The 21,840-nt window shown below is 72.7% G+C and carries 19 protein-coding genes, 1 pseudogene and 1 riboswitch; of the genes and pseudogenes, 13 read left to right on the top strand and 7 right to left on the bottom strand.

All coding sequences use genetic code 11. The annotated features are described in order from the left end of the window. Positions 1–93: 93 nt before the first annotated feature. The gene (locus AMK26_RS28870) at positions 94–1,317 is read right to left on the bottom strand and encodes an MFS transporter (protein ID WP_073757999.1); all 1,224 of its coding nucleotides are present in this window, start codon (positions 1,315–1,317) and stop codon (positions 94–96) included. A 98-nt stretch (positions 1,318–1,415) separates the two neighbouring features. Here AMK26_RS28870 and AMK26_RS28865 point away from each other — a divergent pair, with 98 nt between their 5' ends. Continuing rightward, the gene (locus tag AMK26_RS28865; RefSeq protein WP_073757997.1) at positions 1,416–2,597 is read left to right on the top strand and encodes an ROK family transcriptional regulator; all 1,182 of its coding nucleotides are present in this window, start codon (positions 1,416–1,418) and stop codon (positions 2,595–2,597) included. On the opposite strand, the gene AMK26_RS28860 is transcribed toward AMK26_RS28865, so the two are convergent. The 3 genes from AMK26_RS28860 to AMK26_RS28850 form a co-directional block, all read right to left on the bottom strand. Then, a complete protein-coding gene (locus AMK26_RS28860) occupies positions 2,584–3,330 on the bottom strand; it encodes an SDR family oxidoreductase (protein WP_073757995.1) in 747 nt (248 codons plus the stop codon). The two genes, AMK26_RS28865 and AMK26_RS28860, sit on opposite strands and share 14 nt — an antisense overlap. A gap of 10 nt (positions 3,331–3,340) precedes the next feature. Further along, entirely contained in the window at positions 3,341–4,273 is a 933-nt protein-coding gene (locus AMK26_RS28855; protein ID WP_073758643.1) for an RNA polymerase sigma-70 factor, read from the bottom strand. A gap of 83 nt (positions 4,274–4,356) precedes the next feature. Next, positions 4,357–6,705, bottom strand: coding sequence for a chitinase C-terminal domain-containing protein (locus AMK26_RS28850; protein ID WP_073757993.1), 2,349 nt, complete (start codon positions 6,703–6,705; stop codon positions 4,357–4,359). A gap of 255 nt (positions 6,706–6,960) precedes the next feature. After that, positions 6,961–7,091, top strand: a riboswitch (FMN riboswitch). A 217-nt stretch (positions 7,092–7,308) separates the two neighbouring features. Between AMK26_RS28850 and ribD the strand changes: the two genes are divergently transcribed. From ribD to AMK26_RS28800, 10 genes are all read left to right on the top strand, one after another. After that, the gene (ribD, locus tag AMK26_RS28845) at positions 7,309–8,367 is read left to right on the top strand and encodes a bifunctional diaminohydroxyphosphoribosylaminopyrimidine deaminase/5-amino-6-(5-phosphoribosylamino)uracil reductase RibD (protein ID WP_073758642.1); all 1,059 of its coding nucleotides are present in this window, start codon (positions 7,309–7,311) and stop codon (positions 8,365–8,367) included. A 2-nt stretch (positions 8,368–8,369) separates the two neighbouring features. Then, positions 8,370–8,978 (top strand): riboflavin synthase, encoded by a 609-nt coding sequence (locus AMK26_RS28840; RefSeq protein WP_073757991.1) that lies wholly within the window; start codon positions 8,370–8,372, stop codon positions 8,976–8,978. Next, on the top strand, positions 8,975–9,613 hold the full coding sequence (locus AMK26_RS28835) for a nicotinamide mononucleotide transporter family protein (RefSeq protein ID WP_073757989.1): 639 nt from the start codon (positions 8,975–8,977) through the stop codon (positions 9,611–9,613). The genes AMK26_RS28840 and AMK26_RS28835 overlap by 4 nt, the downstream gene beginning before the upstream one ends. Next, on the top strand, positions 9,610–10,890 hold the full coding sequence (locus AMK26_RS28830; protein ID WP_073757987.1) for a bifunctional 3,4-dihydroxy-2-butanone-4-phosphate synthase/GTP cyclohydrolase II: 1,281 nt from the start codon (positions 9,610–9,612) through the stop codon (positions 10,888–10,890). The genes AMK26_RS28835 and AMK26_RS28830 overlap by 4 nt, the downstream gene beginning before the upstream one ends. A gap of 36 nt (positions 10,891–10,926) precedes the next feature. Further along, positions 10,927–11,412 (top strand): 6,7-dimethyl-8-ribityllumazine synthase, encoded by a 486-nt coding sequence (ribH, locus tag AMK26_RS28825; protein WP_073757985.1) that lies wholly within the window; start codon positions 10,927–10,929, stop codon positions 11,410–11,412. A 35-nt stretch (positions 11,413–11,447) separates the two neighbouring features. Further along, positions 11,448–11,720 carry a phosphoribosyl-ATP diphosphatase gene (locus AMK26_RS28820; RefSeq protein WP_031078175.1) on the top strand — a complete coding sequence of 91 codons (273 nt, stop codon included), beginning with the start codon at positions 11,448–11,450 and terminating at the stop codon, positions 11,718–11,720. A gap of 52 nt (positions 11,721–11,772) precedes the next feature. Next, on the top strand, positions 11,773–12,621 hold the full coding sequence (hisG, locus tag AMK26_RS28815) for an ATP phosphoribosyltransferase (RefSeq protein WP_073757983.1): 849 nt from the start codon (positions 11,773–11,775) through the stop codon (positions 12,619–12,621). A gap of 142 nt (positions 12,622–12,763) precedes the next feature. Then, a complete protein-coding gene (locus AMK26_RS28810; RefSeq protein WP_073757981.1) occupies positions 12,764–13,216 on the top strand; it encodes a PH domain-containing protein in 453 nt (150 codons plus the stop codon). A gap of 235 nt (positions 13,217–13,451) precedes the next feature. Then, positions 13,452–14,786 carry a hemolysin family protein gene (locus AMK26_RS28805; protein ID WP_073757979.1) on the top strand — a complete coding sequence of 445 codons (1,335 nt, stop codon included), beginning with the start codon at positions 13,452–13,454 and terminating at the stop codon, positions 14,784–14,786. Continuing rightward, positions 14,783–15,949: a hemolysin family protein gene (locus tag AMK26_RS28800; protein ID WP_079277865.1), complete on the top strand. Its 1,167-nt coding sequence runs from the start codon at positions 14,783–14,785 to the stop codon at positions 15,947–15,949. Before AMK26_RS28805 ends, AMK26_RS28800 begins: the two co-directional genes overlap by 4 nt. Before the next feature lie 533 nt (positions 15,950–16,482). Here AMK26_RS28800 and AMK26_RS28795 read toward each other — a convergent pair. After that, positions 16,483–18,411, bottom strand: a complete 1,929-nt coding sequence (locus AMK26_RS28795; protein WP_073757977.1) for an AAA family ATPase — start codon at positions 18,409–18,411, stop codon at positions 16,483–16,485. 420 nt (positions 18,412–18,831) lie between these two features. Then, complete coding sequence (locus tag AMK26_RS28790) at positions 18,832–19,434, bottom strand: uridine kinase family protein (RefSeq protein WP_073757975.1); 603 nt, start codon at positions 19,432–19,434, stop codon at positions 18,832–18,834. Between the two features lie 154 nt (positions 19,435–19,588). Between AMK26_RS28790 and AMK26_RS28785 the strand changes: the two genes are divergently transcribed. Next, positions 19,589–21,082: a peptidase C39 family protein gene (locus tag AMK26_RS28785; RefSeq protein ID WP_107421067.1), complete on the top strand. Its 1,494-nt coding sequence runs from the start codon at positions 19,589–19,591 to the stop codon at positions 21,080–21,082. 121 nt (positions 21,083–21,203) lie between these two features. Beyond that, complete coding sequence (locus tag AMK26_RS36460; RefSeq protein ID WP_107418080.1) at positions 21,204–21,350, top strand: SCO1431 family membrane protein; 147 nt, start codon at positions 21,204–21,206, stop codon at positions 21,348–21,350. Between the two features lie 21 nt (positions 21,351–21,371). Here the strand turns inward: AMK26_RS36460 and AMK26_RS35885 are convergent. Further along, a pseudogene (locus tag AMK26_RS35885) lies at positions 21,372–21,680 on the bottom strand (hypothetical protein); the annotation flags it as partial. Positions 21,681–21,840 lie beyond the last annotated feature (160 nt).

The following is a 21,840-nucleotide window of genomic DNA, read 5'->3' as shown; positions in this document are numbered from 1 at the left end:
CGCCTGTGCCGGGGCTGCCCCGCGTGGCGGGCGCGTCCGTTCGGGGAGGGGGCGGAGCCGGCCCAACACGCGCCGGTGCGGCGGGCGCGGGGCTCAGCGCCGGCTCTTCTCCGTGGCCTCCGCGGCCTCCGCGCCCGCTGCCGTGCGCGTCGTCCGGTCGCCCGTGCGCAGGACGCTCGCGCCCAGTACCAGGCCGAAGGCCAGCAGGGTGACCAGTCCGAAGGAGACCGTGAGGGACGTCACGTCGGCCACTCCGCCGATCGCCGACGGCGCGATGAGGCCCGAGGTGTACGTGATGGTGGCGACGCCCGCGATCGCCTGGCTCGGGTTCGGGCCGCTGCGCCCGGCCGCCGCGAAGGCCAGTGGTACGACGACGGCGACGCCCAGCCCGATCAGCCCGAAGCCCGCCATCGCGGTCGCCGGGTGCGGCGCGACGACCACTAGGGCGCCGCCCGCCGTCGCCGCGACGCCGCCGACCCGTACCGTACGCACCGCGCCGAACCGGTCCACGACCTTGTCGCCCACCAGCCGCGCCACCGCCATCGTCAGGGCGAACGCGGTGGTCGAGGCGGCCGCGAGGCCCGGCGACGTACCGAGCTGGTCGCGCAGGTACACCGCCGACCAGTCCAGGCTCGCGCCCTCCGCGAACACCCCGCAGAACCCGATCGCCCCGATCACCAGTGCCGACCTGGGCGGCAGCGCGAACCGGGGCGGAGGCTCCTCGTCCGGCGCGCTGCGCAGGTCCAGCACGCCCTGGCAGGCGAGCGCGCCCACGACGGTGAGCACGAGCGCCGCGATCACGTGGTGCAGCCGGGCGTCGCTGCCCAGGTGCGCGGCGAGCGTGCCGGAGGCCGAGCCGATCAGGGCGCCGGCGCTCCACATGCCGTGCAGGCTCGACATGATCGACTTGTCGAGCCGGTTCTCGACCTCGACGCCCAGCGCGTTCATGGCCACGTCGGACATCCCGGCGGTGGCCCCGTACACGAAGAGCGCGCCGCACAGCGTGTAGACGTTGGGCGCGAGGGCGGGCAGGACCAGCGACAGCGTCCACAGCGCGAGCAGCCCGCGCAGCGCGCCGCGGGCGCCGAAGCGGTGGCTGATCGCGCCCGCGAGCGGCATCGCCGCCGACGCGCCCAGGGCGGGGAAGGCGAGCGCGAGGCCCAACTGGCCCGCACTGACGCCGGCATGGTCCTGGATCCACGGAATGCGGGTGGCGAAGCTGCCGGTCACGGCGCCGTGCACGCAGAACACGGCGGCCACGGCGAACCGGGCCCGCCTCAGCCGCTCCTTGCCGAACACCACGTCGTGCGACGTCACGGGCCCTCCCTGGTCTCGTCGTACCGGCGATCCGTAAATTATCAGGAACCCTGCCTGATAGTAAGCTGCCACAAGACGAGTTCTGAGAGGATCACGGCATGCCCGCATCGCCCAGCACCGCACGGGCCATCAACGACCGGCTCGCCCTGCGACTCCTCCAGGAGCAGGGCCCGTTGACGGCCGGTCAGCTCAAGAACCTCACCGGTCTCTCCCGGCCCACCGTCGCCGACCTCGTCGAACGGCTCCAGAGCGCCGGACTGATCCAGGTGGTCGGGGAGGCGGGCGCCGAACGGCGTGGTCCCAACGCCCGGCTGTACGGGATCGTCGCCGATCGCGCGCACCTGGCCGCCCTCGACGTCCGCACCACCAGCGTCTCCGTCGTCGTCAGCGACCTGCTCGGTGCCACGCTCGCTGAGGCGTCGCTGCCCATGGACGGCCTCAGCGACGGCCCGGCCGTGGAGCGCGCGGTGGCACTGCTGGAGCGGACGGTGGATGAGGCCGGTACGCGACGGCTGCACACGGTCGGCATCGGGGCGCCCGGCCTGATCGACCCCGCCACGGGCGAGCTGCGCGACTCGACGGGCCTGCCCACCTGGCACCGGCGGCTCGTCACCGTCCTGCAGGAACGGCTGCCCGCGACCGTCCTCGTCGAGAACGAGACCAACCTCGCGGCCGTGGCGGAACAGCGCGAGGGCGCGGCGCGCGACCGCGACACGTTCGTACTGCTGTGGCTCGGCCATGGCGTCGGCGCCGCCGTCGTCCTGGACGGCAGGCTGCGGCGCGGCGCGTCGGGCGGCGCCGGCGAGATCGGGTTCCTGCCGGTGCCGGGGACGGGCGGCCTGCCGTCGGCGACCGGCTGCGACGGCGGGTTCCACGCCCTGGCCGGGTCGGCGGCGATCCGCTCCCTGGCGGCGGGGTACGGCATCGAGGCCGCCGACCAGGGCGAGGAGCCGGCCGGCGCGGTGGCGGTGCGGACGGCGGCGGCCACCGGGGCGGAGGACTTCCTGGACGTCCTCGCCGACCGCCTCGCCCTCGGGACGGCCGCCGTCAGCGCCGTACTCGACCCCGGCTGCGTCGTCCTGGGCGGCGAAGTCGGCCACGCGGGCGGCCCCGGGCTGGCGGCCCGCGTCGAGGCCCGGCTGGCCGGGCTGTCCCCGCTGCGCACGGAGGTACGGGCCAGCGCGCTGGGCGGCGCGGCGGTGCTGCGCGGGGCGCTGCTGACGGCCCGCGACGTGGCCCAGGACGAGCTGTTCGCGCCGACCGCCCCTACGCCCCGCTGAAGCGCCGGTCCAGGAACTCCTCGAACGTACCCTTGCCCACCGCGCGCTCCGGCGTCAGATGCCCGCCCGCCCGCATGCCCCGGTACGCCTTGCCCGCCAGCGGCACGCCCACCACCGGGCGCCGGCGGCCCGACGCCCGCAGGTAGGCGCGGGCCAGCTCCGGGAACGTCCGCACCTCGGGGCCGCCCATGTCCGCGACCCGGCCGGCAGGCGCGCCCACCGCCAGCTCGGCGAGGCGGGCGGCGACCTCCGTGACCTCGACGGGCTGATCGCTCACGCCCGCCGGCAGCAGCATCACCGGCAGCTTGGCCACCGCCTCCAGCAGCGTCAGCACCAGGTCGTGGAACTGCGTGGCCCGCAGCACCGTCCAGCCGAGCCCCGACTCCTCGACCAGCCGTTCCACGGCCAGCTTCGACCGGTAGTAGCCCAGCGGCACCCGGTCCACGCCGACGATGGAGATGTGGACCAGATGCGCGACTCCGGCCCGCCTCGCCGCGTCGATCAGGTTCCGTGCCGCCCGCTCGTCGCCCCCGCGCAGCGAGGACGCGCAGTGCACGACGGTGTCCACGCCCGCGAGGGCCGTGTCGAGCCCCGTACCGCCCTCGCGCAGATCGACGGCGTACGGCTCCGCGTGCCGGCTCAAGCCCCGCACCTCGTGCCCGTCCGCCCGCAGCAGCGCGACGACGTGCCTGCCGAGCGTGCCGGTCCCACCGGTCACCAGAATCGTGGTCATCCTCAGCTCCTCATGACGTAGTCATGCGCAAAGAACCGGCGAGCCTCCCGCAATGTGACAGCTGCCGCGCCGCGAACGCGAGCTTGTGCGGATTGGCCACCGCCCGTACGTGGCGGACGGCCCCGTCCCGGACCTCGAACGAGGCGAGGGAGACCAGCGAGGGACCGTCCCACGCGGCCAGCGCCGGCGTGCCGTTCACCTCCACGACCGTGAGGCGCAGCGAGGCCGCGAAGCCCTGGAACGCCCCTGCCAGGAACCGCAGCACCTTCTCCCGCCCCAGAATGGGCCTTTGGGCAGCCGTCACCACACCACCGCCGTCGGACGACCACGTCACGTCCGCCGCCAGCAGCTTCTCCAGTCCGGCCAGGTCGCCCTCCCGGGCGGCGGCGATGAAGGACTCGACCAGCACCCGATGCTCTTCGGGTCCGGCCGGGAAACGGTTCTCCGGAGCGGCGATGCGCCCCGCCGCCCTCCGGTACAGCTGGCGGCAGTTGGCCTCGGTCAGCTCCAGCACCCCGGCGATCTCACGATGGCTGTACGCGAACGCCTCGCGCAGCACGTACACCGCCCGCTCCGTCGGCGTCAGCCGCTCCAGCAGCACCAGCAGCGCCGTCGACACCGCGTCGCGCTGCTCGGCCGACTCCAGCGGACCGAGCGCCCCGTCCGCCGTGACCACCGGCTCCGGCAGCCATGGCCCCGGGTATGCCTCGCGGGTGGCACGGGCGGAGGTGAGCCGGTTGAGGCACAGGTTGGTGACGACCTTGGCGAGCCAGGCCGCCGGGTGCCCGATCGCCGCCCGGTCCGCGCCGCTCCAGCGGACGTACGCGTCCTGCACGGTGTCCTCGGCCTCCTCGGCGGAGCCGAGCATCCGGTAGGCGAGCCCGAACATGCGGCGGCGGTGGCTCTCGAACTCATCGGCCTCATCGGCAAGCGCGGTCGTCACGCGCACAGCCTGGCACAACACGCCGAGAGGCCCGGCGGTGGCAAGGGCCGTTTTCCACCGCCGGGCTCCGTCCCGTCACAAGGTCAGCAGGCGCCGAGGTCCTGCCAGACACCCCACTCGCCGGTGGTGCCGGGCTCCTCGCCCTTGGTCCACCACTTCGCCTTCCAGGTACGGGACGCATGGGACACCGTGGAACCGCCGCCGTACTCGGCCGACGCGCTCCACGCGGGCGCGGTGCACGCACCCGGCGTGGGCGTGGGCGTGGGCGTGGGCGTCGGGTTCGTCGGGGTCGGCGTCGGGTTCGTACCCGAGCCCGGCTCCACCACGGTCACGCCCCGCGCCAGGTCACCGGCGAGCGCGTACGTCGTGCCGCCGATGTTCACCGTCCAGTTCCACGGCGTCGACACCGGCAGGTAGTAGTTGAACGACAGGTCCACCGATGCACCCGGGGCCAGGCTCTGCCAGGCCGGCAGCTTCAGCGAGACGCGGTGGAAGTCGCCCTTGAGGCCGCCCACATTGCTTCCGGTGTGGTCGCTGCTGATCACCTTCGTACCGAAGCCGGACTGGTCCGAGGCATTGCCCGGCGCGGCCGTGGAGTAGTCGAACTGGAACTCCGTACCGCCCGGCAGCGTCGTCCTCGTATTGTTGGTGATCTTCACCTTCGGGGTGATCGGGTAGTTGGAGTCACCGAGCTTGAAGTCGCCGAACTCCACGCCGATGTTCACCGCCTTGGTGGGCAGTGCCTTGTTCGAGACCTTCGCGCCGTACGGCGTGGCCGCCTTGAACTTGTCGTACATCAGTGAGGTCAGGGTGGAGCCGGCCTCGTACTGCCCCTTGGCCGCGTTCCAGCCGTAGTCACCGGCCAGTTCCCACACCATCGTGCCGCCGATGCCCTTGTCGACCACGTAGTCGGCCTTGCGGGCCACCGACTGCTCGTCCTCCGTCGACAGGAAGACCTTCTTCTCCGCGTTCCACAGCCAGGGCGCGACCAGGGTGGAGTCGTAACGGCGGGCGTACGTGCCGGTCAGCCTGGTCCCGGCGGCGAAGCCGTACTTCGTCAGGTAGTCGCCGGCGACGCCCTTCTCCAGGTTCTTGGCGTGCCACATGGGGTTGGAGCCGGCCGGGGACTCCTTGCCGTTGTCGTCCTTGTCGTGCCACAGGTTGTCGATGCCGACCGCGCCGTCACCGCACTTGGTCAGGCCGGAGCCGGCCGGGCAGGTGGTCGCGGCCGCCTTGCCCCACAGTCCGTCCGTGCCGCCCTGCACGTTCTTGTGGCCGCGCGTGTAGTAGGGCAGGCCGATGTTGATCCGGCCGGCCGGCATGGAGCCGCGGAAGTAGTGGTACGCCCAGTCGGTGTTGAGGTAGCCGATGCCGCCGTACTGCTGGCTGCCGTAGACGTTCGCCGCCGCCAGTTCGGCGTCCTTGCCGTCGTCGAAGAGGGAGGCGTTCGGGCCGACGTACTCGTTCCAGGCGCCGTGCAGGTCGTAGGACATGATGTTGACGTAGTCCAGGTACTTCTGGACCTGGAAGGTCTCCATGCCGCGCAGCAGGTAGCCGGAGGAGGGGGCCGCGACGGTGAGCAGGTAGTGCCTGCCGTCGGCCGCGCCCGCCCGGTCCAGCTTTTCGCGCAGGGTCTTCATCAGGGCCGCGTACCCCTTGACGAGCCCCGCGCGGCGGGCGTTGGCGACCGGGTAGTCGAGCGGGTTGCCCGCGTCCTTCATCGAGGTCGGGTACTCGTAGTCGATGTCGACGCCGTTGAAGCCGTACTTCTTGATGAAGGCGACCGCCGAGTCGGCGAAGGTGTTGATCCCCGCCTGGTTGACCGAGCCGTCGGCGTTGGTGGCCATCGTGTAGAAGCCCCCGGAGTCGACCCGCTTGCCGCTGTCGTCGAAGTATCCGCCGGTCTCCGCCCAGCCGCCCACCGAGATCAGCGTCTTGACGTCCGGATGCTGCTTCTTGAACTTGTTCAGCAGATTGAAATGCCCCTTGTACGTGTACGAGGGGTCCATCTCGGCGCCCGCGACGCCGGGCCACGTCATCCCGGTGGCGGCGTTGGCCGGGCCGTCCGTGCCCACCGAGAGCTTGTTCGCGGAGTCGATGTGCCCGAAGGCGTAATTGATGTGGGTGACCTTGTCCCACGGGATGTTCGGGGCGAGGTAGGCGGGCGTCCCGTCCTTGCCGGTGCGCCAGCCGGTGAAGTAGCCGATGACGCGGCGCTGATGGTCCGCGCCCATCTTCTCGCGGCCCTCGGTGTCGTAGACCGAGCAGTACGGGACGCCGACACCGGGCGTCGTGTGGAGACCGTCGGGGCGACAGGCCTGGTGGTCGGTGGCGGCGTGCGAGACGCCACCGGAGAGCGAGCCGAGCAGCAGACCGGCGACGGCGGCGCCGGACGCGAGCAGGGTGGCTCGTCTGTGTGTGGGGGACAGCACGGTCGGTTCCTCCTGGGGAGGCTGAGGGGCACACAACTGGCAAGGGCATGGGTCGTGTTGGCCCTGGTGTGCGCACACCCTCGGGCCGACTCCGTGGAGGTGACGCAGACATTAAAAGGACTAGACCAAGTGGTCAATAGGTCTGGACCACTAGGTCCGGACCAGGCCGGGTGTCCGGTCGGCGTGTGAGGCAGGACACATTCTTCGCCCGCATGGGTGACGATCGGGCGTGGCACACTGGCCCTGTATCAGCAGCAGCGCACTCCGGGGTCGGTGTAATTCCGAACCGGCGGTTACAGTCCGCGACCCGGCCGCATCCAGTGGCCGGTTGACCAGGTGAAATTCCTGGACCGACGGTGAAAGTCCGGATGGGAGGCAGTGCGCGGCGGGTGACCCCTCCATGGGGCGACCGGCCGTATGTCCGCTGGTCGCCGACGTCCGGCGACCGGTGCCGTCGGCCTCGCGTCCCCCTGTGCGGTGGTGTCGTTCCCGCTCCCTGTCGTCATCGACAGGCCCCGGAGTCCGCGCCCGAAGAGGCAGGAGGACCCGGTGGCCACCGCAGCGGACACCCCCGGCACGGCAGCCGCGGCCGACATCGCCGCCATGCGCCGCGCCGTCGCGCTCGCCGCCCGCGGCCTCGGCTCCACCAGCCCCAACCCGGTCGTCGGGTGCGTCGTCCTCGACGCCTCCGGACACGAGGTCGGCGCCGGCTGGCACGAGCGTGCCGGCGGCCCGCACGCCGAGGTCCACGCCCTGCGCCAGGCCGGCGTCCTCGCCCGCGGCGGCTCCGCCTACGTCACCCTCGAACCCTGCAACCACACCGGCCGCACCGGCCCCTGCGCCCAGGCACTCATCGAGGCCGGGATCGCCCGCGTCGTGTACGCGGTCGGCGACCCGAACCCGCAGGCAACCGGCGGCGCCGACACCCTCCGGGCGGCCGGCGTCGAGGTCGTCGCCGGAGTCCTGGAGGCGGAGGCCGAGGCCGGCAACGCCGCCTGGCTCACCTCCGTACGCCTCGGCCGCCCCTACGTCCTGTGGAAGTACGCCGCCACCCTCGACGGCCGCGTCGCCGCCCAGGACGGCACCAGCCGCTGGATCAGCTCCCCCGAGTCCCGCGCCGACGTCCACCGGCTGCGCGCCGAGGCCGACGCCGTGATCGTCGGCTCCGGCACCGCCCGTACGGACGACCCGCACCTCGCCGTACGCGGCATCGAAGGCGCCGTCCAGCCGCTGCGCGTCGTCGTCGACACCGAGGCCACCGCCGTCCGGCCCGGCGCCCGCGTCCTGGACGACGCCGCGCCGACCCTGATCGCGGTCGCCGAGGACGCCGAGACGGACCTGCCCGGCGTCGTACGCCTGCCGAGGGCGGACCGCGGCCTGTCCGTACCCGCCCTGCTCGCCGCCCTGCACGAGCGCGGCGTCCGCTCCGTGCTCCTCGAAGGCGGCCCGGCCCTCGCCGGGACCTTCGTCGCCGCCGGAGCCGTCGACAAGGTCGTCGGCTATCTGGCCCCGGTGGTCCTCGGCGCGGGCCCCGCCGCCCTCGCCGACGCCGGGATCACCACCCTCACCGAAGCGCTGCGGCTCGACATCACCGAGACCGTACGCATCGGCCCCGATCTCCGTATCACCGCCGTCCCCACCACCCCCGACAAGGAGCGCTGAGCGTGTTCACCGGAATCGTCGAAGAGCTGGGCGAGGTCACCGCCGTCGAGACCCTCGGTGACGCCTCCCGCTTCCGCCTGCGCGGCCCCCTCGTCACCGAAGGCGCCAAGCACGGCGACTCGATCGCCGTCAACGGCGTGTGCCTCACGGTCGTGGAGACCGCCGACGGCGAGTTCACCGCCGACGTGATGGCCGAGACGCTGAACCGCTCCAGCCTGGGCGCGCTCACCACCGGCTCCAGGGTCAACCTGGAACGGCCCATGGCGGTCGGCGACCGGCTCGGCGGCCACATCGTCCAGGGCCACGTCGACGGGACCGGCACCATCCTGGCGCGCACGCCCTCCGAGAACTGGGAGATCGTCACGGTCTCCCTCCCCGACACCCTGCGCCGGTACGTCGTCGAGAAGGGCTCCATCACGGTGGACGGCGTCAGCCTCACCGTCGTCGACGCCGGCCCCGACTACTTCACCGTCAGCCTCATCCCCACCACCCTCGCCCTGACCACCCTCGGCACCAAGGAGCCCGGCGCCCCGGTCAACCTGGAGGTCGACGTGATCGCCAAGTACGTCGAGCGCCTGCTCGGCGACCGGACCGGGGAGACGGCCAAGTGAACTGGCTCAACTCCGAGGCCTTCACCGCGTTCGGCCAGCACATCATCTGGTCCGACATGATCGGCAACACGATCGGCCTGATCGCCCTCGCCCTCGGCTGGCGCCGCTCCGTCCTCACCTGGCCCGCGCAGTTCGCCGCCGGTCTCATCCTCTTCGCCGCCTTCGCCGGCCACCTCACCGGCAGCGCGGGCAAGCAGGTCGTGGTCATGGCGGTCGCCGCCTGGGGCTGGTGGCAGTGGACCCGCGGCCGGCAGAAGGACGACGACGGCTCGATCACCGTACGCTTCGCCACCTGGCGCGAGCGCGGCATCATGGCGGGCGGCGCCCTCCTCGGCACCCTCGCCGTCGGCGGCCTGTTCACCGCCTACCCGACGCTGTCCTGGGACCCGTGGCCCGACGCGTACATCTTCGTCGGCACGCTGGTCGCCATGTACGCCCAGGCCCGCGGCATGGTCGAGTTCTGGTTCGCCTGGCTGCTCGTCGACCTCGTCGGCGTACCGCTCAACTTCGCCAACGGCTACGCCTTCTCCGGCTTCGTCTACGTCATCTACGGTGCGCTCGTCCTGTGGGGCCTGCGCGACTGGTGGCTGCGCTCCCGCGCGAGCGAGTCCGCCCTGGAAGGAGCACCCGCATGACCGCCCTCCCCATCTGGGACGCCACGGACCTCGCCCTCGACCCCGTCGAGCAGGCCATCCGCGACATCGCCGCCGGCCGCCCCGTCGTGGTCGTCGACGACGAGGACCGCGAGAACGAGGGCGACCTCGTCATCGCCGCCGAGAAGGCCACCCCCGAGATCGTCGCCTTCATGATGAGCGAGTGCCGCGGCCTGATCTGCGCCCCCATGGAGGGCGACGAACTGGACCGCCTCCAGCTCCCGCAGATGGTCGGCGACAACACCGAGTCCATGAAGACGGCCTTCACCGTCTCCGTCGACGCCGCCCCCGCCCACGGCGTCACCACCGGCATCTCCGCCGCCGACCGCGCCACCACCCTCCAGCTCCTCGCGAGCGGCGACGCCGAGCCCACCGACTTCGTCCGCCCCGGCCACGTCTTCCCGCTGCGCGCCCAGCCCGGCGGCGTCCTCGTGCGCAACGGCCACACCGAGGCCGCCGTCGACCTGGCCCGGCTCGCCGGGCTCCGCCCGGCCGGCGCGATCGTCGAGATCGCCGGCGAGGACGGCGTCATGCTGCGGCTGCCCGAACTGGTCCCCTTCGCCCGCAAGCACGGCCTGACGATCATCTCGATCGAGGACCTCATCGCCTACCGGCGCAGCAGCGAGCCCACCGTCCGCCGCGAGGCCGAGGTGCGGCTGCCGACCGCGCACGGCGAGTACACCGCGTACGGCTACCGCTCCACCGTCGACGGCGTCGAGCACATCGCGCTCGTCCACGGCGACATCGGCGACGGCGAGGACGTCCTCGTCCGCGTCCACTCCGAGTGCCTGACCGGCGACATCTTCCACTCCCTGCGCTGCGACTGCGGCCCCCAGCTCCAGGCCTCCATGGAGCGGATCACCGAGGCCGGCCGCGGCGTCGTCGTCTACCTCCGGGGCCACGAGGGCCGCGGCATCGGCCTGCTGTCCAAGCTGCGCGCCTACGAACTCCAGGAGCGCGGCCACGACACCCTCGACGCCAACCTGGAGCTCGGCCTGCCCGCCGACGCCCGCGACTACGCCGCCGGCGCCCAGATGCTCGCCGACCTCGGCGTACGCAGCCTGAGGCTGATGACCAACAACCCCGACAAGGTCGCCGCGCTGGTCCGGTACGGACTGGACGTGACCGGCCGCGAGCCCATGCCCGTCCAGGCGGGCGAGCACAACCTCCGCTACCTGCGCACCAAGCGCGACCGGATGGGCCACGACCTTCCCTGGCTCGACGCCGTCGCCGGCGCGTCGCCCTGCAACAACCAGTAAGTCCGAGCAAGCAAGAGCACCGAGGAGAGTACGCACGTGAGCGGCAAGGGCGCACCCGAACTGAGCGTGAAGAACTGCGGCGACCTCCGGGTCGCCGTGATCGCGGCGCAGTGGCACGAGAAGATCATGGACGGCCTCGTCGACGGTGCCCTGCGCGCCCTGCACGAGCTCGGCATCGACGAGCCGACCCTGCTCCGGGTCCCCGGCAGCTTCGAGCTCCCGGTCGTCGCCAAGGTCCTCGCCGGCCGCGGCTACGACGCGATCGTCGCGCTCGGCGTCGTCATCCGGGGCGGCACCCCCCACTTCGAGTACGTGTGCCAGGGCGTCACCCAGGGCCTCGTCCAGGTCTCCGTCGACACCGGCGTCCCCGTCGGCTTCGGCGTCCTCACCTGCGACACCGAGGAGCAGGCCCTGGACCGGGCCGGCCTGGAGGGCTCGAACGAGGACAAGGGCCACGAGGCGGTCACCGCCGCCGTCGCCACCGCCACCACACTGCGCACGGTCAGCGAACCCTGGCGCTGAGTGGGCACGCCCCACCCCGTACTCTTAGGACCATCATGGCGAACAAAACCTTCGAAGAGCTCTTCGCCGAGCTGGAGCTCAAGGCCAAGACCGGCGACCCCGCCACCTCCCGCACCGCCGAGCTGGTGGACAAGGGCGTCCATGCCATCGGCAAGAAGGTCGTCGAGGAGGCCGCCGAGGTCTGGATGGCCGCCGAGTACGAGGGCAAGGAAGCCGCCGCCGAGGAGATCTCGCAGCTGCTGTACCACGTCCAGGTGATGATGGTCGCCCGCGGGATCTCGCTCGACGACGTCTACGCCCACCTCTGAGCCCACCCCCTTCCACCCAGAACCTCCTTTTCACAGTTAGGAAGCCCACCCCATGCTGCGCATCGCCGTCCCCAACAAGGGTTCACTGTCCGGACCTGCGTCGGCGATGCTCCATGAGGCCGGCTACCAGCAGCGCAAGGAGTCCAAAGAGCTGGTGATGGTCGACCCGGAGAACGAGGTCGAGTTCTTCTACCTCCGCCCCCGCGACATCGCCATCTACGTCAGCTCCGGCAAGCTCGACATCGGCATCACCGGCCGCGACCTGCTGCTGGACTCCGGCGCCAACGCCGAGGAGATCCTCCAGCTCGGCTTCGCCCGCTCCACCTTCCGGTACGCCACCAAGCCCGGCACCGCGAGCGGCCCCGCCGACTTCGGCGGCATGACGATCGCCACCTCCTACGAGGGCATCGTCGCCAAGCACCTCGCCGACCAGGGGATCGACGCGTCCGTCGTCCACCTCGACGGCGCGGTCGAGACCGCCATCGAACTCGGCGTCGCCCAGATCATCGCCGACGTCGTGGAGACCGGCACCTCGCTGCGCAACGCGGGCCTGGAGGTCATCGGCGAGCCGATCCTCAAGTCCGAGGCCGTCGTCATCCGCCGCACCGGCGCCCCCGCCGACGACCCGAAGGTGCAGCAGTTCCTGCGCCGCCTCCAGGGCGTCCTGGTGGCCCGTTCGTACGTGATGATGGACTACGACTGCCGCGCCGAGCACCTGGAGCAGGCCGTCGCCCTCACCCCCGGCCTGGAGTCCCCGACCGTCTCGCCGCTGCACAACGAGGGCTGGGTCGCCGTCCGCGCGATGGTCCCCGCCAGGGAGGCACAGCGGATCATGGACGACCTGTACGCCCTGGGGGCGCGCGCCATCCTGACGACCGAGATCCACGCCTGCCGCCTCTAGGACCCGGCTCCCAAGCCCGAACCAGAGCCAGAACCAGAGCCAGAACCAGAGCCCGTACCAGAGCCAGAGCCAGAGCCAGAACCAGAGCCCGTACCAGAGCCAGAGCCAGAGCCAGAACCAGAAGCGGAATCGGTACCGACAGATGTCCGACCCCCACGTCCCCGCCCTGCCGGTCACCTTCCGGCCGACCCGGACCCGGGCCGTCCTGCTGACCGTGGGCACGGTGATGTTCGTGACCATCACGGCCGTCGCCCTGATGCTGGAGAAGCTCGGCGCGGGGGAGCGCGTGAGCTTCGTCTTCACCGCGGCGCTCTTCTTCGGCGTCCTGGCGCTCCTCAGCCGCCCCAAGGTCGTCGCCGACGACGAGGGCGTCACCGTCGTCAACCTCACCCGGACGCGCCGCCTGGCATGGGCCGAGATCCTCCAGGTGAACCTGCGCGAGGGCGACCCCTGGGTCTTCCTCGACCTGAGCGACGGCACCAGCATGCCCGCGCTGGGCATCCAGCCCGGCATCGGCAAGCAGCAGGCCATCCGTGACGCACGGGCGCTGCGCGCGCTCGCGGAGGCCCGCGGCACCGGCACCGACGCCGCCTGAGCGGGCGGTCCCACGACCGGGCATGTCGCCCGTTCGGGCGCCGACCCTCTGCCCCACCAGGGGCAGGCGTGATTACTCTTATGGCGGTGGCGCCGAGCGCGCCACCGCCTCGCGCATACGGCAGCACACGCACCACCAGGCCGGCGAGGCACCTGCGACCCGAGGAGTGATTCCCTCCAGCAATGGACGGATCGTCCGGTAGTACCTGCGCCGCCCCCTCCGAGGAGGCGGCGGCATGACCACCCCCCTCCTGCTGCTCACCGCGGCATTCCTCCTGATCCTCGCCAACGGCTTCTTCGTGGCGGCAGAGTTCGGGCTCGTCACCGTGGAGCGGGCGGACGCCGAACGCGCCGCCGCCGAGGGCGACCGCCGGGCCCGTACGGTCGTCAAGGCCCTGCGGGAGCTGTCGTTCCAGCTGTCCGGCACCCAGCTGGGCATCACCATCACCTCACTCGTCGTCGGCATGCTCGCCGAGCCCGCGCTCGCGCAGCTCCTCGACGGGCCCCTCACCGCGACCGGACTGCCCGAAGGGGCCGTCTCCGGCGTCGCGGTGGCCATCGGCATGCTGGGCGCGTCCGCCGTCCAGATGGTGATCGGCGAGCTGGTCCCCAAGAACTGGGCCGTCTCCCGGCCCCTGCAGGTCGCGCGGTTCGTCGCCGGGCCGCAAACCCTGTTCTCGTCCGCCTTCCGGCCGGTCATCACCCTGCTCAACGCCGCCGCCAACCGTCTCGTGCGGCGCTTGGGCGTCGAGCCCACCGAGGAGCTCGCCTCCGCCCGTACGCCCGGCGAGCTGGTCTCGCTCGCCCGGCACTCGGCGCGGGCCGGCGCCCTCGAACAGGACACGGCCGACCTCTTCGTACGGACACTGTCTCTGGGCGGGCTGACCGCGCAGCACGTGATGACCCCGCGCGTGAAGGTCAACGCGCTGCGGACCGACGCCACCGCCGCCGACGTCGTCAACCTGACCCGGGCCACCGGCCTTTCCCGCTTCCCGGTGTACCGGGAACGCATCGACGAGATCGTCGGCATGGTCCACCTGAAGGACGCGCTCGCCGTGCCCGCGCACGAGCGGCTGCGTACGCCGGTGGGCCGGGTCGCCGTCCCGCCGCTGCTCGTCCCCGAGACGCTGCCCGCCCAGGCGCTCCTGGAGCGGCTGCGCAGCGAGCAGCCGATCGCCGTCGTCGTCGACGAGTACGGCGGCACGGCCGGCGTGGTCACCCTGGAGGACATCGTCGAGGAGCTCGTCGGCGAGGTCCGCGACGAGCACGACGCCGAGGGCGACGACCTGCCCGAACTGGCCGCCGTCGCCGCCGAGGACGGCCACCCCGCGTGGGAGGCCGACGGCAGCTGCCGCGTCCACACCCTGAAGCGGATAGGCCTCGACGTCCCCGACGGGCCGTACGAGACCGTCGCCGGGCTCGTCGCCGACCTGCTCGGCCGCATCCCGGCCCCGGGCGACCGCGCCGAACTGCCCGGCTGGCGTCTCTCCGTACGCCAGGTGGACCGGTACCGCGCCGAGCGCGTCCGCCTGGTCCGTACGGCCGACGCCGTGCTGGAGGCGGCCCGGTGAGCGTCCTCCAACTGCTCTTCGCGGGGCTGCTGGTGCTCGCGAACGGCTTCTTCGTGGGCGCCGAGTTCGCCCTCGTCTCCGTACGCCGCAGCCAGATCGAGCCGCTCGGCCCCGGATCCAAGCGGGCCCGCCAGGTCCTGTACGGCCTGGAGAACCTGCCGCAGATGATGGCCGCCGCGCAGTTCGGCATCACCGTCTGCTCCCTCACCCTCGGCGCGGTCGCCGAACCGACGGTGGCGCACCTGCTGGAACCCGTCTTCCACGCCGTGCACCTGCCCGAGGGCCTGATCCATCCACTGGGCTACGTCATCGCGCTGGCCGTGGTGGTCTTCCTGCACCTCGTCATCGGCGAGATGCTGCCGAAGAACCTCGCCATGGCGGCGCCGGAGAAGACCGCGCTGTGGCTCAGCCCCGGGCTCGTCGGCTTCGCCCGGCTGTGCCGCCCGGTGACGGCGGCGCTCGGCGCGTGCTCCCGGCTGGTGCTGAAGGCCTTCGGGGTGGAGCCGAAGGACGAGGTGGAGGCGGTGTTCACCAGCGCCCAGCTCGGCCGGCTCGTCGAGGACGCGGGCCAGGCCGGGCTGCTCGACCCGGCCGAGCAGGAGCGGCTGGAGGACGCCCTGGAACTGGGCAGCCGCCCCGTCTCCGACGTCCTCATCCCCCGTACGTCCCTGGTGACGGTCACCCCGTCGGTCACCCCGGCCGAGGTCGAGGAGCTCACCGTCCGCACCGGGTACTCCCGCTTCCCGGTGTGCGCGGAGGGCGGGGGCGGCGTCTTCATGGGCTTCGTGCACGTCAAGGACGTGCTGGACCTGGAGGACGCCGACCGGGCCGTACCGCAGCACGTGTGGCGCCCGATGGCCACGCTGCGGGCCGAGCTGCCGCTCGACGACGCCCTTACGGTCATGCGCCGTGCGGCCACGCACCTGGCCCAGGTCGCCGACGCGTCGGGGCGGGTCCTGGGCCTGGTCGCGCTGGAGGACGTCCTGGAAATGCTGGTCGGCGAGGTCCGCGACCCCGCGCACCGCGCGGCCACGCCCCTGGCCCCCGCGGTCACCCCGCCCGCCGCGGGCCCGGCCACGGACCGGTCCACCGCTGCCGCCCCGGCCGGTATCCGTGAGCCGACCGCCGACCCGGGCCCGGCCCAGGGCGTCCTCACCGCCTGACCGGCGGCGCGGCTCCTGCCCGGGCGCCGCGCCGATCGGCCCGGGCCGCCGGTCACCACCGGCCGGCCCGGCGCCGCCGCAACCGGTGCGCACCCTGCGGCACTCACCGCACGCCCGCGGTGTGCCCCGCACCCGCGGTGTGCCCCGCACCCGCGCTGTGCCTGCGCCCGCGCTGTGCCTGCGCCCGCGCTGTGCCTGCGCCCGCGCTGTGCCCGCGCCGTGCCGCGCCCGCGCCGCACTGGACCGTGCGGCGCCCGCGCCGTGCCCGTGCCCGTGCCGCGCCGGCTTCCGTGCCGCACTGGGCCGCGCCCGCACCTGCGCCGTGCCGCGCCCGCGCGCGCACCTGTGCCGTGCCCGTGGCGTGCCCGTGACGCGCTCGCGCCATGCCGCGCTTGTGTCGGTTTGCCGGTCGGGCGGGGCCGTGCAGCCGGGGGCACGCCGTGTCGTGGGGTGCCCGGGCCGGGGCGTGTCGTGGCGCGCCGCCCGTCGGGCGTCGGGTCATGGGCCGGCCCGGGTGGGGTTCCTCCGTGCGGTCAGTAGCCCGTCGGGCCGGGGGAGCCGGGCGCGCCCGGGGGGTCCTGGGGGCCGCGCGGGGTGGGGCCGCGGCCCGAGAGGACCTCGCCGTACGCCTGCATCAGGTCCGGCAGGCGCAGCGTGGCGAGGTCCTCGCGGGTGGGCGTCACGGCGTAGCCGGACAGCCGCAGGTCGCGGTACGCGCACGACTTCTCGTACAGCGTGCGCAGGAACCGGCCGTTGCCCAGCTCGTCGATCCAGCCCTGGTCCACCACGTGGCCGCTGATGGACCGCAGCTCCTCCAGGGCCTCCTCGTCCCACACGTCGTCGTTCGCCGCGGCCAGCACCTCGCCGATCGCGGTCAGTTCGAGCGGCCGGTACGAGGGGAAGTCGACCCGCGTGGTGAAGCGGGACGACAGGCCCGGGTTGGCAGCCAGCAGCCGGTCCATGCCCTCCGGGTAGCCGGCGAGGATGACCACCAGGTGGTCACGGTTGTCCTCGGCACGCTTGAGCAGCACCTGAAGCGCCTCGTCGCCGTACGCGTCACCCTTGCTGTATCCGGAGTTGGACAGGGAGTACGCCTCGTCGACGAACAGCACCCCGCCCAGCGCCGAGTCGATCAGCTCGTTGGCCTTCACGGCGGTCTGGCCGAGGAACTCCCCGACCAGATCGGAGCGCTGGGCCTCCACGAGATGGTCGCCACCGAGCAGCCCGAGGGCGTAGAAGACCCGGCCGAGGATCCTGGCGACCGTCGTCTTACCGGTGCCGGAGGGACCGGAGAAGACAAAGTGACGTTTCGGCGGCTGCACCGGAAGGCCCTGCCCGGCGCGCAACCGCGCCATCTCCAGCTGTGCCGAGAGCGCCTTGACCTGCCGCTTCACCGGTTCCAGGCCCACCATGCGCTCCAGCTCGGCGAGCGCCTCCGCCAGCAGCGCCGGGTCGGTGGGACCGGCGGGGAACGCCGCGGGGCGCGACCGGCGGCCGGGCCCGGGCGCCTTCTCCCGTACGCCATGGGGGACGACAGGCGGGGGCTGAGCCGGCGGCTGCGGCTCGCCGCCCAGGCGGAGCCCGTCGCCGGGCGGGGTTTCCGGGACGTCGGGGAGGTCCATGGTGTCCTGACCGACGCCGGCCAAGGTCACGGAGGCCGAGGCCAGGTCCGCCGCCGGATCGTCGGAGCCGTCGAACCCGTCGTACTCGGCGATCGCCGCGAGCCGCGCGGCGGTGTCCATGAAGGCCGGGTCGATCCGGTGCACGGCCCGGTACAGGGGGAGCGCGGCGGCGCTGCGGCCGGTGCCCTCACGGGCGCGGGCCAGCCAGTAGCGCAGCTCCTTGCGCTGTGGCTGCTCGCTGCGGCAGCGCATCAGGGCGGCGGACAGCAGCGGCTCGGCCTGCCCGTACATCTCCAGCCGTACCCGTGCCATGCCCCCGAACAGCCCGGCCTCGATGCCGAGCAGCGGATCGTTCACGAGCGGCTCGGTGTGGCGCACGAGCTGGTCCCAGTCCTTGACCAGGTAGGCCCGGCAGGCGTGCAGGAAGCGGACCTGCGGGTCGGTGTCGACGGGCGGCAGACCGGCCAGTGCCCGGTCCAGTTCCGGCACGTGCCGGCCGTCGAGCCAGTGCGAGGCGTGCGCGAGCAGCAGGTCGCGCGGGCTCTCCAGCACGGGCTGGACCCACCAGCCGAGCCAGTACCAGGAGTTCAGCGTGTGGCGGTAGCGGGCGCGCTGCTCACCGAAGCGGTCCCGGTTGCGGTACATCCGCAGCAGCGCGGTCGTCGTGTCGACGCGCAGCGCGTGCAGTCCGAGCCAGCCGTCGGCCATTCCGGGATCGATCCGCACCGCCGCCCGGAACTCCTCCTCCGCCTGCGGATATGCGCCCATGGTGTAGGCGTCCACGCCGCGCAGCCAGGCGAGGTCGGCCGGGGCGTGCGTGCCCTGCGTGCCGATGTCCATCGGGTCCCCCACAAACCGTGCCCCGTACCTGTCCGCCGGGCGGCCGCCCGCCGGAAGCGTTCCCAATCGCCCTCTCATGAACGGGATTTGACCGCACCGAGAGGCATCGTACCTGCACGGGGAGTGTGCGCTTAAGGGTGCCGCGAGGTGCCGCGAGCGATCCGCGAGCGTTCCGGGGACGGTGACCGACGGTGAGCGTCGGGTGCTCGAGCGGCGCTGGGGGAGGTGCGTGAGGGCAGAACGAAGCCCCCGATCACGGGGGAACAACCGGGGGCTTCGCGTATGCGGCGGCTCCGGAAAGCCGCACATTGAGAACGTAAGACCTGTACGCCCCGTCGGTCAAGCGAAGTTGGGGCACTCTGAAGGCTGATTTCCGACTGCTCAGTAGGGGGGCCGGGACGGGGGCGAAAGTCGGTCACGCTAGGTGATGATCTGGTTCGGGCCTGCTGTCGCAGGAGAGCCCGGGAGCCACTCGTATCCCGATGGGCACTCCCGTACCAGCACGTCGGCGAAGGGCCGGGAAGGGTCCGCCGCGAAATGGCGAGTCTCCGCCGCCGTCCATCCGTCCCAGAACGCGTACTGCGCAGGTCCGTCCCGGTGACGCCCCCGCTCCCAGGACTCCTCGGCGCCCCGCTCCATCCACAGCAGCCGGGCCAGATGGGGCCGCAGCGCACGGCGGCCGGCGCCCACACCCTCGATGAGGACGACCGGGGCCGGGGGGAGCGGCCGGGGCGGGTCGAAGCGGCGGAGATTCCAGTCGTACGGGTGAAAGTGCGCGACCTCGCCACGGCTCAGCGGTTCGAGTACCTCCGCCCTGAGCCGGTCCGTCCAGGAGAACAGCTCGTCGTGCGTGGCGATGTCATCGAGGTGGAGCACCGGGGCGCCGCCGAGCGCCCTCGCGAGCCGGCCCGCGAAGGTGGACTTGCCCGAACCGGCGTGGCCGTCGACCGCGACCAGCCGGACGGGGCCGCACGAGGGCGGCAGCGCGCGCAGCGCGGCGGCGTGGCGGTCGAGGTCGTTCATGCCGACCACCCTACAAAGCCACAGGTGGAGACCAATATTGGTGGGGCGACGCGACGCCGGGTTGCTGGCCGGGGCGCGCCCGGACCGGGATAGTGGGCGCACCCGTCGTGCACTTGTCGCCCCGTCCGTACACCCGTCTGGGGGTCACACCGCCATGACCGACTCCACGCCGCCGCCCACCCCCTCATCCGCGCCGCCGCAGTCCGCGCCGTCCGCGCCGCAGTCCGCGCCGCCGTCCACGCCTCGCCGGACCGTGCTCGCGGCCGTGCTCGGCGTCGCGGGGAGCGCGGTGGCGCCCTCCGCCACGGTCGCCGCCGCGCCGGGGACCGCTCCGCCGGCGACAGCCGCCACCGCCGCGGCCGCCGGCACCGCCGCCACCTCCGCGCCCGCGACCGCCGGCCCGGAGCAGCGGGCGAGCGGCCTCGTCGACAACCGCTTCTGGACCTCGTACACCGACTGGCGCTCCGGCACCTGCGCCGGCACCCGCGCCGTCTCCGGCCACCGCCCCGCGCTGACGATCGACGCCCCCGCCGGGCGTACCGACTACACCGATCCGCACACCGGCACCAAGGCCACCTGGGAGTACGGGACCTGGACCTCGCCCGAGCACGTCTCCACCGTCTCGGCGACCGAGGTCGTCGCCTCCTGGAACGCCCACACCCCGGCCGGCACCTGGATCGCGGTCGAGCTGAAGGGCCGTTACACGGACGGCGCCGAGACGCCCTGGTACGTGATGGGCCGCTGGGCGGCCGGCGACGGCGACATCCGGCGCACGTCGGTCGACGGCCAGAAGGACGGCCGCAGCACGGTCTGGACCGACACCTTCGCGATCGACGACACCGCGAGCGGGCTCCGCCTGGCCTCGTACCGGCTGCGGCTCACCCTCCACCGCAGGCCCGGCACCCGGCTCACGCCGGCCGTGTGGCGGGTGGGCGCGATGGCGTCGGACATTCCGGACCGCTTCACGGTGCCCGCCTCCGAGCCCGGCCTCGCCCGCGAACTGATCGTCCCGCGCTACTCGCAGAACACGCACATCGGGCAGTACCCCGAGTACGACAACGGCGGCGAGGCCTGGTGCAGCCCCACCTCCTCCCAGATGATCATCGAGTACTGGGGCCGCAAGCCGACCGCCGAGGACCTGGCCTGGGTCAACCCCGCCTTCGCCGACCCCCAGGTCTGCCACGCCGCGCGCTTCACGTTCGACTTCCAGTACGACGGCTGCGGCAACTGGCCCTTCAACGCCGCCTACGCCGCCACGTACGACGACCTGAGCGCGGTCGTGACCCGGCTGCGGTCGCTGACCGAGCTGGAGACCCTGATCCGGGCCGGAATCCCGGCCATCACGTCGCAGTCCTTCCGGGCGGAGGAGCTGACGGGCGCGGGATACGGCACGGCCGGGCACCTGATGACCGTGATCGGGTTCACGGCCGACGGCGATGTGATCGCCAACGACCCGGCGTCCCCGAGCAACGAGGCCGTACGCCGGGTCTACCGGCGCCGCGAGTGGGAGAACATCTGGCTGCGGACCAAGCGCTACAACGCCTCCGGCAAAGTGGTCTCCGGCACAGGCGGTGTCTGCTACCTGTACTGGCCCGCCCACCCCACGACCGCGCAGCGCACGGCTCTGGCGGCGGTCGGCATCCACTGAGCGCCCGGTGAGCGGTCGGCGGGCGTGATGAACGTCTCTACCCCGGGGCCCGTCCGTGCTGGCACTGTGGTCTGGTCACCCGGGGGGGACGTCCGTCGACCAGACCGCAGAGCGAGAAGCCATGACCACGAACGCCGCCGCTGCCGCCGCCCCCCGTGTCCGTACCGGAGGCCCGAAGGACGACGGCCCCCAGCTGCTGGAACACGTCCTGGGCTGGGTGCTCGTCGTCGTCTTCGCGATGCTCGTCACGCAGGTCGGCCTGCTGTGACACGTCCCTGGGTTCTGGCGACTACCTGATCGCCTTGATCAGCTCGCCGTTGGCGGTGTCGCCGCTGGGCTCGCCCCGCCGCGTCCTGTAGGCCATCTTCCCGGCGAGGGTGGCGGGGGTGTCGTAGCTCCACCACTCGGTGCCGCAGTGCGCGTACGCGGTCCCTCAGACCGTCACGCCGACCGTCCCGCCGACCGGGAGCAGCTTGCGGGACGGGTCGTACGTCATCGACGTGAGGGCGATGAAGGCGTCCCGGCCGCTGCTGTCGCAGGTCAGGCCACAGGCGTTGGGGTACTCCCAGACGATGTCGATGGCGTCGAACACATCGGCCGGGTTGAAATTGCCGCGCAGCGGCTGGTCCGTGAAGGAACGATCACTGGCACCCCGTGACGGGAGCCCCCCGATCGGGCATACTCAACCCGCCACAGCCGCTGGTCAGCCGGTTCCGTGATCCGGGAAGGCAGCATCGGCGAAGCAGTGAGACCCGGCG

It is taken from the genome of Streptomyces sp. CB03234 (genome assembly GCF_001905885.1).
GTDB lineage: Bacteria > Actinomycetota > Actinomycetes > Streptomycetales > Streptomycetaceae > Streptomyces.
This window is presented reverse-complemented; position numbering and strand designations above follow the sequence as displayed.